Below are 11,630 nucleotides of genomic sequence, written 5' to 3' on the forward strand. Positions count from 1 at the left end.
GCTGGACTCAGATGCCGGGCCAGGGCTCCTCGTCGCGGAACAGAGGGCGGCCGTCGGGGAAGGTGGTCGGGACCGTCCCGTACTCGTATCCGACGGGTGCTCCGTAGCCGGCGTACCCGTCATAGCCGTAGGCACCGTACGAGCCGGCGTTCACGTCGTACGCAGCCGGCACTGGCACCGGCTCCTCCGCAAACTGCGGCAGCCTCAACTCCCCCGTATCCATCACCGCGTTGTTCTGCGACCGATGGAGCCGCGAGTACGCCCCGCCCCATGCGAGCAGCTCGCCGTGGCGGCCGGTCTCCACGATCCGGCCGCCGTCGACGACCAGGATGCGGTCGGCGTCGGGGGCGAGGTTGAGGTCATGGGTGATCATGATGGTGGTGCGGCCGGCCATCAGGCGGCGCAGGGGTTTCACGACCCGGCGGGCGGCGATCGCGTCGAGGCCGGTGGTCGGCTCGTCGAGGACCAGGACCGGTGCGTCGCGCAGGATCGCGCGGGCGATGGCGAGGCGTTGGAGCTGGCCGCCGGAGAGGCGGGCGGTGCCGGGGTCGATCCTGGTGTCGTAGCCGGCGGGGAGCTTGCCGATGAAGTCGTGCGCGTCGGCCGCCCGCGCCGCGTCCTCGATCGCCTGCTCGCTGGCGCCGGGGCGCCCGCACGCGATGTTGGCGCGGACCGTGTCGTGCAGGACGAGGGTCTCCTGCGGGAGCAGGGTGACGTACTCGCGCAGGCGGGCGAGCGGGAAGTCGCGCAGGGGGACGCCGTCCAGGCGGATGTCGCCCGCGTCGGGATCGTAGAAGCGGAGCAGGAGCTTCGAGACCGTCGACTTGCCGGCCCCGCTCGGGCCCGTGACGATGACCAACTCGCCGGGGTTGACGGTGAAGGAGAGGTCGGAGAGGGCGGTGCTGTCGGCGCCAGGGTAGGTGAAGGAGACACCTGTCACCTCGACCGTGCCGTCGGGGCGGCCGACGTCCGCGCCGCGTCGTGGGTCCGCGACGGACGGGCGTACGTCGAGGATCTCGATGAGCCGTTCCGCGCCCGCCGTCGCCGCGGTGATCGTCAGGCCGAGTTGGGCCAGGCCCCGCACGGGCGGGTAGAGGTAGCCCAAGAAGGCGGAGAAAGCGAGGAGTTGGCCGAGGGTCATGCGGCCGGTGGAGATCTCCCAGGCGCCGATGCCGATCACCGCGAGCACGCACACCGTCTCGATGACGGTGACGAGTTGCTCGTACGCCTCGTTCAGCCGCGTCGAGCGGACCGAGGCCCGGAACCAGGCGCTCGCCTCCTCGTGCAGCCGCCGGCGTTCGGCGTCCCGGCGGTCGTAGGCCTGCGTCAGCACGATGTTGCCGAGCGACTCCTCGACCACCGATGTGATCGCGCCGTCGGCGACCCGGCCCTCGCGCGAGACGTCCCTGATGGAGCCGGAGAAACGGCGGGCCGCCAGCCAGAAGAGCGGCGCGAGGACGAAGGTGGCCGCGGCCAGGTCCCAGCGCAGCCAGAACGCGGCGGCGGCGTAGAAGAGGGCGGAGAAGATCGCGGAGGCGGTGCCCACGACGCCGGACACGACGAGCGTCTCGATCGCCTCGACGTCACTGGTCAGGCGGGACAACAGGTCGCCCTGGCGGTGCAGTTGGAAGAAGTGCGGCGGCAACTGCTGTACGTGGTCGAAGACATGCTCGCGCAGCCGCAGCACGAAGCGCTCGGTCGCCCACGCGGCGAGGGAGTTGCCGGCGTACGCGATGACCGCGCCGACGATCGCCACGCCCAGCCACTTGACGGCCGGGCTCCAGAACGCGCTCAGCGACCCCTTCGCCAGGGCACGGTCGGTGAGGTCGCTGAAGAGGAGGATGGCCTCGGTCTCGGCGAGTGCGGCGAGCACCGTGCAGACCCAGACGAGGATCAGCCAGCGTCGCAGGCCGCGGGTCAGCGGCCAGAAGCGACGGAAGGCCGTGCGGGCGGGAATGGTGGGGGTGTCGTCGTCCTCGTATTCGAGATCGTCATCGTTCTCGTATGCGAGGCTTTCGGCTTCCTTGCCCATGGCGCATCCCCTTCGCTTTCCGTCGCTTCGCATCGCCGGAATTCAGGTATGGATTCAGGTATGGATTCAGGCCTGGATTCCGGTTCGAATTCGGGAAAGAAAAGAGGGCCGACTGCGTGGGTCGGCCCTCCTTCTACTGCCGGATCAGCTGTCCTGGCCGGGCAGCGGCTTCGGCAGTGGCTTCGGCTGGTGCTTCTTCCGCGGCTTCGGGGGCGGGGGCGGGAGCTGCTTCGACTTGGGCTTCGGGGGCAGCGGGGCGAGCTTCTTGAGGCTCATTCCGGACTCCTTGGGTTGTGCAGTGGATTTTGCGTCAAAGTCGAGCGCGTTACCGCCCGGGGAATTCCCGACACCCAGGAACCTACACGGCCCTGAACCCAAGGAGCAGCAAAGTCGGCGAGAGAAAGGCAAACAACCCCTGTGAAAACCTTGGCATTTCCTGAGAGAGGACGCCGTACCTGAGAGTTCCCTTATGAACCTGAGAGCAGCCTTATGGTCGGCGGGCCATGTACAGCTCCAGCGCCTTGTGCAGCACCCGGTTCAGCGGGAAATCCCACTCCCCGAGGTACTCGACGGCCTCACCGCCCGCGCCGGCCTTGAACCGCAGCAGCCCCAGCAGGTGGTTGGACTCCTCCAGGGTGTCGGTGATGCCCCTGAAGTCGTATACGGAGGCGCCGAGTTCATGGGCGTCGGTCATCATGCGCCACTGCATGGCGTTGTTGGGCTGCACCTCGCGCCTGCGTGCGGTGGAGGCGCCGTAGGAGTACCAGACGTGGTCGCCGACGGTCAGCATCGTGGCCGCGGCGAGGACTTCGCCGTCGTGGTGGGCGAGGTAGAGGCGCATCCGGTCGGGGTCCTCGGCGGTGAGGGCGGTCCACATGCGCTGGAAGTACGGCAGCGGACGCGGGATGAACCGGTCGCGCTCGGCGGTCTCGGCGTACAGCTCGTAGAAGGCCGGCAGTTCCTCGTAACCACCCCTAGCGACCGTCACCCCCGCCTTCTCGGCCTTCTTGATGTTGCGCCGCCACTGCTGATTGAGGCCTCGATGGACGTCCTCCAACGACCGGCCGGCGAACGGCACTTGGAACACGTACCGCGGCTGCCCGGCCGCGAACCCCTCCTCACCGCCCGCCTCGGCCTGCCGCCACCCCGCTCCGCGCAGCCGTTCGGCGATCTCGACGGCCCGCGGTTCGTACGAGGTCGCCTCGGCGTCCCGCAGCCGGTGCGCGTCCGGATCGGCGATCGCGGCCTTCACCGCGTCCGCGCTCCAACGGCGTACGACGACGGGCGGGCCCATCTTCACCGTGAAGGCGCCCCGCGACTTGAGGTACGCGAGCATCGGGTCGAGCCACCGGTCGAGATCGACGTCGTACCAGTCGATGACCGGCCCCTCGGGCAGATACGCGAGGTACTTCTTCAGCTTGGGCACGGGCCGGAACAACACCAGCCCGACCCCGACCGGTTGCCCGCCCTCCTCCTCGAACCACCCCAGGCTCTCCGCCCGCCAGTCCGGCTTCACCGCGCCCCAGGAGGGGACCTGCATGTGGCTGGCGGAGGGTCGGGCCGCGACGAACGCGAGGTGCTCGTCCCGGGTGATGGGCCGGAGGCGGAGGTTCGTCATACGCGGGGCTCCCTGGCTGGTCGAATTCGTGGTCGAACCGCCAGCCTAGGCAGTCACTCCCGCCCGTCCCGCCCGCCGAACACCCCCAACGCCTCCGTGTCCGACGCCCGTGCGTTGAGGAAGTAGTCCGCCCACTCGGCGATCTCCGGGTATCCGGACTCCCGGGTGAGGCGGGTGATCGCGGCCGGGATGTCGTACGGCGTCACCCGCAGGTCCGTCCCCGGGCCCAGCAGGCACCAGTGGGCGCCCGGGCGGCCGTACGGCATGCCGACGCTCCCCGGGTTGACGATCAGGCGGCCCCCGGCGAGGCGGACGTACGGCATGTGGGTGTGGCCGCAGACCACCGTGCGGATGGTCTCGTCGAGGCCGGTGAGGACCTCCGTCCAGCGGGCGGGGCGGGAGTCGACGAGGACGACCTCCTCGTCGTCGCGGGGTGTGGCGTGGCAGAAGAGGACCCGGCCCAGGCCGCGGACAGTGAGGGTCAGGGTTTTGGGGAGCGTGGCCAGGAAGTCGATCTGGTCCGCGCGGAGGGCCTTCGCCGCGTACGGGGCGATCGGGTCGGGGATCTCGTCGCGCTCGCCCCTGCGGTACTCGACCAGTTCGCGATCCGCGTTGCCCGACAGCCACAGGACGCGGTCACCCTGTTCGCCCAACAGGTCGAGTACTTCGGACGGTTGGGGGCCGGCCGTGATGTCGCCGGTCAGGACGATGCGGTCGGCGGCGGTCACCTCCGGTTCGGCCAGGACCGCTTCCAGGGCGGGCAGGACCCCGTGGATGTCCGACAGCACGGCCACCCGGCCCACTTCGTACGTCGACGTCATCTCACTCCCCCTCCTGCTTCTCCAGCGCATCCGCCAGCACCTCCGCCAGATGCCGCCCCCGCACCCCACCCACCTGCTCCAACTGCGTACGACACGAGAAGCCGTCCGCCAGGATCACAGCGTCCGCCGGGGACTCCCGTACCGCAGGCAGCAGTTGCTCCTCCGCGCACACTGTCGACACCTCGTAGTGCCCCTTCTCGAAGCCGAAGTTGCCCGCCAACCCGCAGCATCCGCCGGCCAGTTCACCGGTCAGACCCGCGGCGGCGCGCACGCGGCGGTCGGCCGTGTCGCCCAGGACCGCGTGTTGGTGGCAGTGGGTCTGGCCGGTGACCGGACGGTCGACGTGGGGTGGGGTCCAGTCGGGGGCCAGGCGTTCCAGGGCCTCGGCGAAGGTGACGACCATCGCGGCGAGGCGGGCGGCGCGGGGGTCGTCGTGGAGGAGTTCGGGGAGGTCGGTGCGGAGGGCGGCCGCGCAGCTGGGTTCCAGGACGATGACCGCCGGCAGGTCGGCCGACTCCAGTTCCGGGAGCAGGAAGGGTTCCATCAGGTCCAGCGTGTGCCGCAACACCTCGCGGGCGCGGTCGAGTTGGCCCGTCGAGAGGTACGTCAGTCCACAGCAGACCCGGCTGCGGCGGACCCTGAGCCGCCAGGAACCGCCTGCGCCTTCGATCTCGCCGTCCGCCGACCGGTGCACGCGCCACGGCCGTGGCGGCGGCTCCAGGACCCCGACTCCCGCCGCCTCCAACACCTTTACGGCCGCCCGGCCGACCTCCGGCGAGAGGTGTTCCGTGAAGGTGTCCGGCCACAGGAACGCGGTCGGCTCGGGGATGCCGGGCCGGCCGCCCGCCCGCAGCTCCGCCCGCCACGTCCGCGCCCGCTTCCTGAACCGCCGCCGCAGCCACCGGCTGAGCGTCTCCGAGGCCACCCTCGGGATCCCCCGTTCCGGCGCGATCCCGCCCAGCCGCTTCGCCGCCCACGCCAACGGCCGTACGGAAGCAAGGGCGTTGACGAGTGGCGCGGTGCGCGTACGGTCCACCCAGCGCAGCCAGACCGGCAGCCACCCCATGCTGTAGTGGGCGGCCGGGCGGCGCCGTCCGGCGTAGTGGTGGTGCAGGAACTCCGCCTTGTACGTGGCCATGTCGACCTCGACCGGGCAGTCGGAGCGGCACCCCTTGCAGGACAGGCACAGGTCCAGCGCGTCCCGGACCTCGGTCGACCGCCAGCCGTCCGTCACCACCTCACCGGCGAGCATCTCGTGCAGCAACCGGGCACGCCCGCGCGTGGAGTGCGTCTCGTCGCCGGTGGCCCGGAAGGACGGGCACATGACGGCGGAGCCGGTCACCGACGTCGTACGGCATTTCGCGACCCCCACGCAGCGGCGGACCGCCGCCGAGAAGTCGCCGCCGTCGGACGGGTAGCCGAAGGCGACGTCGACCGGTTCGCGGGGCAGGACGGCGAAGCGGAGGTTCGCGTCGAGGGGGGCCGGGCGGACCAGCATGCCGGGGTTGAGGAGGTCGTCGGGGTCCCAGACGCCCTTCACGCGCGCGAAGAGATCGACCATCTCGGCGCCGTACATCTTCGGCAGCAACTCGGCCCGGGCCTGGCCGTCCCCGTGCTCCCCGGACAGCGATCCGCCGTGCGCCACGACGACTTCGGCCAGCTCCTCCGAGAAGCGCCGGAAGCGGGCGACGCCCGGTTCCGTCAGCAGGTCGAAGTCGATGCGGACGTGGATGCAGCCGTCCCCGAAGTGCCCGTACGGCGTACCGCGCAGCCCGTGGGCGGTCAACAGGGCGCGGAAGTCCCGGAGATACGCGCCCAGTCGCTCCGGCGGCACCGCGCAGTCCTCCCACCCCGGCCAGGCCTCGCTGCCGTCCGGCATCCGCGTCGCCGTACCGCTGGCGTCCTCCCGGATGCGCCACAGCGCCCGCTGCCGGCCGGCGTCGGTGACGACGAGCGCGTCGACCACGTCGGCGGCCCGCACGATCGACTCCGCACGCGCGCGTGCCTCCCCCTCCGACTCCCCGCCCGTCTCCACGAACAGCCAGGCTCCGCCCCGCGGCAGCCCGACCGCGTCCGCGGGCACCAGATCGGCCGCCATGCCCTCGACCGTCAGGGGGTGGTGGGGCAACAACCCGGCCGCTGCCTCGGCGGCGGCGCCCTCCTCGGCGTAACCCAACACGGCCAACGCACGCGCGCGTGGCGCCTCGACGAGCCGTACGACCGCCTCGGTGAGAATCCCGAGCGTGCCCTCGCTGCCGCAGAAGGAACGGGCGACATCGGCGCCCTTCTCCGGCAGCAACGCGTCCAGCGCGTATCCGGAGATACGGCGGGGCAGCTCCGGAAACCCGGTCCGCAACCGCGCCAACTCCCCCTCCACCAGCGCCCGCAGTCCGTCCGGCGCACCGGCCCAACCCGGCCCGAGCCGCAGCCGCTCGCCGCGCGCGGTGACGACGTCCAGCTCGCGCACGCTGTCGGCGGTCGTCCCCCACGCGACGCTGTGCGAGCCGCAGGAGTTGTTGCCGATCATTCCGCCGAGCGTGCAGCGGCTGTGCGTGGAGGGGTCGGGCCCGAAGCGGAGCCCGTGCGGGGCGGCGGCGTCCTGGAGACGGTCGAGGACGAGGCCGGGCTGGACGACGGCGGTCCGTGCCTCCGGGTCGAGCGTCAACATGCGGTTCATGTGGCGGGTGAAATCCAGTACGACTCCGGTGCCGGTGGCCTGCCCGGCGATGGAGGTGCCTCCGCCACGGGCCACGACCGGCACGCCCTGCTCGCGGCACACCTCCAGTACGGCGGCCACGTCGTCGGCGTCCCGCGGGGCGACGACCCCGAGCGGGACCCGGCGGTAGTTGGACGCGTCCATGGTGGTCAGCGCACGGGCGGTGACGTCGAAGCGCACCTCGCCCTGGACGACCCTGCGCAGCGCTGCCTGGAGATCCGTCATGGCTCCAGCAAACCAAAGACTCCGTCTCACCGGACGGACGAGGTTTCACCCAGGTTTCCTCCAGCGGCTAACCTCCCTCTCGTGGCTGAGATCCAGATCCCCTCTGACATCAAGCCCGCGGACGGACGTTTCGGCGCGGGACCCTCCAAGGTGCGGACGGAGGCGCTGGACGCCCTGGCCGCCACCGGTACGTCACTCCTCGGCACCTCCCACCGGCAGGCCCCGGTGAAGAACCTGGTCGGCCGGGTTCGCGAGGGCATCTCCGAGCTGTTCCAGCTGCCGGACGGCTACGAGGTCGTCCTCGGCAACGGCGGCTCCACCGCCTTCTGGGACGTGGCGACGCACGGTCTGATCGAGAACAAGTCGCAGCACCTGACCTTCGGCGAGTTCAGCTCGAAGTTCGCCAAGGCGGCCAAGCTGGCCCCGTGGCTGGCCGAGCCGACCGTCATCGCCTCCGACCCCGGCACGCACCCGGAGCCGGCCGCGGAGGCGGGCGTGGACGTCTACGCCTTCACGCACAACGAGACGTCGACGGGCGTCGCGGCCCCCGTCAAGCGGGTCGCGGGTGCCGACGAGGGCGCACTGGTCGTGGTCGACGCCACGTCCGGCGCGGGCGGTCTCCCGGTGGACGTCTCGGAGACGGACGTCTACTACTTCGCCCCGCAGAAGTCCTTCGCCTCCGACGGCGGCCTGTGGATCGGCGTCTTCTCGCCGGCCGCGATCGAGCGTGCGGAGCGTATCCACGCGTCCGGCCGCCACGTACCGGAGTTCTTCTCGCTCCCGACGGCGATCGACAACTCCCGCAAGAACCAGACGTACAACACCCCGGCGCTGTCCACCCTGTTCCTCCTCGACGAGCAGCTGAAGTGGATCAACGGCCAGGGCGGCCTGGCCTGGTCGACGTCCCGCACGAAGGACTCCTCGACCCGCCTCTACACCTGGGCGGAGGAGTCCAAGTACGCGACCCCGTTCGTCGCGGACGCCGCCAAGCGCTCCCAGGTCATCGGCACGATCGACTTCGCCGACGAGATCGACGCGGCGGCCGTCGCCAAGGTCCTGCGCGCGAACGGCATCGTCGACACCGAGCCGTACCGCAAGCTGGGCCGCAACCAGCTGCGCGTGGCGATGTTCCCGGCGATCGACCCGGCGGACGTCGAGGCGCTGACGAAGTGCGTCGACTACGTCATCGAGAAGCTGTAGCAGTCGTCCAGTTCAATGGCTCTACGCCGATGAGAGGCGCCCCGCGGACCAACTGCGGGGCGCCTCTTCCGTGTTCGCGGCCGCCGCCCTCGCCCCTTCACTCCTCGTCCGTGAGCGACAGGGCGTCGGCGATGATGCGGGTGGCGAAGTCGGGGTCGTCGGTCATGCGGTTGATGTGCTCCGCGAGCAGGAAGGCGGTGGCTTCCAGGGGGTTCATCTCGTCCGCGGTCCAGTCCCCGTACTGGTTGCGCCAGAGGTTGGGGCTCAGGCCGATGCCGGCGGCCACGACCAGGCCGCTCATGGTGGGGATGACCTCGGAGGGAACGCTCTTGGGCATCCTGCGCAACGTGGCCACGAGGGTCGGCACCACGTACTCGATGACGTCCTTGTCCTGGGCCTCGTGGGCCTTCCGCAGCCACGTCATGAACATGTAGATGAGGGTGCACGTGCCGTCCAGCACGTCATCGACTCCCCCGGGGCCCAGCGACGCCGCGAACTGGTTGATCAGCTCCTGCTGTTCGGGGTCCATCGCGGTCTTGCCGGCATGGATGCTCTTGAGCCGGGAGTCGACCATCATGAGGGCCGCGCCCACATCTCCGACAGGAGCGTGTTCGGGGCCGCAGGGCGATGACACAGGATTCCTCCCCAGGTACCCGCCATGAACAGCGGGGCATATCCGTACAGTAGTCGGCCGGTGACACGCGGGTCGGCGGCTTGACGCCTTTACCTCGGCGGCGACTTCGTCGAGCCTGGGACCCGTTCCGCAGCCCGATCCACATGAAGATCCGCACCGGGAGACAAAGCCGATGGACATGTTCCTCACGCTCGTGAGCGGCATCGCCTGGACGATCGTGTACATCGAGGCGAGCCGGATGGGGCTGCGCGACCGCACCTACGCGATTCCGGCCGTGGCGCTGGGGCTGAACTTCGCCTGGGAGTGGACGTACGCGGTGCGCAGCCTGGTCGTCGACCCGTCCGTGCAGGGTGGCGTCAATCTGGTGTGGGGCATTGCCGATCTCGTGATCGTCTACACGTTCTTCCGGTACGGGCGGGCCGAGTTCCCGGCCTTCGTCGCACGCTGGATGTTCGTCGGCTGGGGTGTGGTGCTGTTCGGGATGTCGTTCGCCGTGCAGTGGCTGTTCCTCGCGAGGTTCGGCGCGGAGGACGGGGCCGCCTACTCGGCGTTTCTCCAGAACCTGCTGATGTCGGGCCTGTTCATCGCGATGTTCGTCGCGCGGCGCGGACTGCGCGGGCAATCGGTGACGATCGCCGTGGCCAAGTGGCTCGGCACGCTCGCGCCCACGATCCTTTTCGGCGCCCTTGAGCACGACGGGTTCCTGCTCGGCCTCGGCATCATGTGCAGCGTGCTCGACCTGGTCTACATCGGGCTGTGCGTACGGGCGAAGCGGGACGGCGGCATGGGTGACGTACCCGAACCCGAACCCCGCACCGTGACAAATCGGGCCGACAGTGCCTCTATGGAGGTATGACCGGTTCGAGCACGAACCCCGAGTTCGATCCCTTCGTCAAGCAGTACGCCGTCCTGCTCACCACCCACAAACGGGACGGCACGAGCGTCGGCACCCCGGTGAACCTGGCCGTCGAAGGCGACCACGCGTACTTCCGCACACCGGGCAGCGCCTGGAAGGCCAAGCGGATCCGCAACAACCCCGAGGTGGAAATCGCCCCCTCCACCGTCCGCGGCAAGCGGACCGGCCCGGAGATCCACGCCCGCGCCCGGCTGCTCGACCACGGCAGCCCGGAGGACAGGCACGCGGCGAAGCTGCTGCGCCACAAGCACCCATTCCTGCAAGGGGTGTTGGTGCCGCTGGCCCACAAGGCGATGCGGACGCCCACGCTGCACTACGAGGTACGGCCCGTGGAAGAGACGGTGGGCGACGGCACGTAGCGCCCCCGCCCCTCAGTTACGGCGAGTCAGCCGTCGCAGGCCGAGGAAAGCCGCAAACACGACGGCCACCGCCACGGCACCGACCTTGATCCCGCTGCCGGTACCCCCGCTGTCGTCGCCGCTCGCCGAACTCCCGCCCGAAGAAGGCGACTTGCCCGACCCGCCCCCACCGCCCGGCGCGTCCTCCGCCTGGACCGAACTGTCGGAGCCCTCGCTGCCGTACAGGAGCTTGGTGCCGTCGTCGGTGTAGGTGACGGACTCGCCCTGGCCCTGGAGGGGCACGTTGAGGCGGCCTGCCCGCTTGATCTTCCCGCCGTTCCAGTCGTAGTAGATGCCGCCGAAGTAGCCGCGCACGGCGAGTTGCTTGCCGTTCGGGGAGATGGCGGCATCCGTGGCCCAGAGGTCGACCGTGGCGACGGGCTTGAAGATGTTGGTGCCGGAGGCGGAGAGCTTGGCCGGGCCCTCGTACAGGTGCCCGCCGTCCTCGTTCTTGTCGATGATGTACGCGCGGCCGGTCTTCGGGTCGACGACGAGCGACTCGGCGTTACGGGGCCCGTCCGAGTACTTCACGATGTACTGCGTGGCCCGCAGGGTCTGGTCCTTGAGTACCTTCGGCTCGGGCAGCCGGTAGATCCACACGTACGGCCAGGTGCCGCCGAGGTTGTCGCCGATGTCGCCGACGTAGATCTGGTTGTCGGGCCCGATGGAGATCGCCTCGACGTCACGCGGCGAGCCGATGCCGGTGAGCGTGAGCCGGGCGACGGTCTCGCCGGTGGCGCTGTCGACGGCGTAGAGGTAGGGCCCGTCGTCGCTGTCGTTGTGGGTCCAGTAGATGCCGGGGTGCAGTCGGGAGGCGGCGAGACCGCTGGACTCCGTGATGCGTGAGTCCTTGATGGTGAATCCCTTGTCACCGTCGGCGGCGGAAGCGGGCAGCGCGAAGGCAGCCACGAGCAGGACCCCGGCGAGGAGGGCGAACGGTCGGCGCATGCCTCAAGCCTGCCATCCCGCGCCCGCGTTCCGGCGGGGTGACGAGCCTCAGCGGGTGCCAGCGGGCCCCGGGCCTCAGTGAGGTGTCCGGCTTCACACGCCACCCGGCCCTCCGGCCGCCG

The 11,630-nt window shown here is 70.3% G+C and carries 10 protein-coding genes; 3 read left to right on the plus strand and 7 right to left on the minus strand.

From position 1 onward, the window contains the following. Window positions 1-7 precede the first annotated feature (7 nt). The 5 genes from M2283_RS28225 to M2283_RS28245 all read right to left on the minus strand — a co-directional run bounded on the left by M2283_RS28225 (window position 8) and on the right by M2283_RS28245 (window position 7,412). Complete coding sequence (locus tag M2283_RS28225) at window positions 8-2,032, minus strand: ABC transporter ATP-binding protein (protein WP_280879224.1); 2,025 nt, start codon at window positions 2,030-2,032, stop codon at window positions 8-10. A gap of 144 nt (window positions 2,033-2,176) precedes the next feature. Beyond that, window positions 2,177-2,308 (minus strand): hypothetical protein, encoded by a 132-nt coding sequence (locus M2283_RS28230; protein WP_019057298.1) that lies wholly within the window; start codon window positions 2,306-2,308, stop codon window positions 2,177-2,179. Between the two features lie 211 nt (window positions 2,309-2,519). Further along, window positions 2,520-3,650, minus strand: coding sequence for a lipid II:glycine glycyltransferase FemX (locus M2283_RS28235; RefSeq protein ID WP_280879225.1), 1,131 nt, complete (start codon window positions 3,648-3,650; stop codon window positions 2,520-2,522). A 53-nt stretch (window positions 3,651-3,703) separates the two neighbouring features. Beyond that, the gene (locus M2283_RS28240; protein WP_280879226.1) at window positions 3,704-4,471 is read right to left on the minus strand and encodes a metallophosphoesterase family protein; all 768 of its coding nucleotides are present in this window, start codon (window positions 4,469-4,471) and stop codon (window positions 3,704-3,706) included. A gap of 1 nt (window position 4,472) precedes the next feature. Then, window positions 4,473-7,412 carry an FAD-binding and (Fe-S)-binding domain-containing protein gene (locus M2283_RS28245; RefSeq protein WP_280879227.1) on the minus strand — a complete coding sequence of 980 codons (2,940 nt, stop codon included), beginning with the start codon at window positions 7,410-7,412 and terminating at the stop codon, window positions 4,473-4,475. An 81-nt stretch (window positions 7,413-7,493) separates the two neighbouring features. Between M2283_RS28245 and serC the strand changes: the two genes are divergently transcribed. After that, window positions 7,494-8,612 (plus strand): phosphoserine transaminase, encoded by a 1,119-nt coding sequence (gene serC / locus M2283_RS28250; RefSeq protein ID WP_280879228.1) that lies wholly within the window; start codon window positions 7,494-7,496, stop codon window positions 8,610-8,612. A gap of 97 nt (window positions 8,613-8,709) precedes the next feature. Here the strand turns inward: serC and M2283_RS28255 are convergent, their stop codons facing one another. Then, window positions 8,710-9,246, minus strand: coding sequence for a hypothetical protein (locus M2283_RS28255; RefSeq protein ID WP_280879229.1), 537 nt, complete (start codon window positions 9,244-9,246; stop codon window positions 8,710-8,712). Between the two features lie 172 nt (window positions 9,247-9,418). Here M2283_RS28255 and M2283_RS28260 point away from each other — a divergent pair, with 172 nt between their 5' ends. Both M2283_RS28260 and M2283_RS28265 read left to right on the plus strand, forming a co-directional pair. Then, window positions 9,419-10,102: a hypothetical protein gene (locus M2283_RS28260; RefSeq protein WP_280879230.1), complete on the plus strand. Its 684-nt coding sequence runs from the start codon at window positions 9,419-9,421 to the stop codon at window positions 10,100-10,102. Next, window positions 10,099-10,521, plus strand: a complete 423-nt coding sequence (locus M2283_RS28265) for a PPOX class F420-dependent oxidoreductase (protein ID WP_280879231.1) — start codon at window positions 10,099-10,101, stop codon at window positions 10,519-10,521. Before M2283_RS28260 ends, M2283_RS28265 begins: the two co-directional genes overlap by 4 nt. 12 nt (window positions 10,522-10,533) lie before the next feature. Here the strand turns inward: M2283_RS28265 and M2283_RS28270 are convergent, their stop codons facing one another. Then, on the minus strand, window positions 10,534-11,508 hold the full coding sequence (locus tag M2283_RS28270) for a WD40 repeat domain-containing protein (RefSeq protein ID WP_280879232.1): 975 nt from the start codon (window positions 11,506-11,508) through the stop codon (window positions 10,534-10,536). Window positions 11,509-11,630: the final 122 nt, after the last annotated feature.

The sequence above is a fragment of the Streptomyces pseudovenezuelae genome (assembly GCF_029892565.1).
Classification (GTDB): Bacteria; Actinomycetota; Actinomycetes; order Streptomycetales; family Streptomycetaceae; genus Streptomyces; species Streptomyces pseudovenezuelae_A.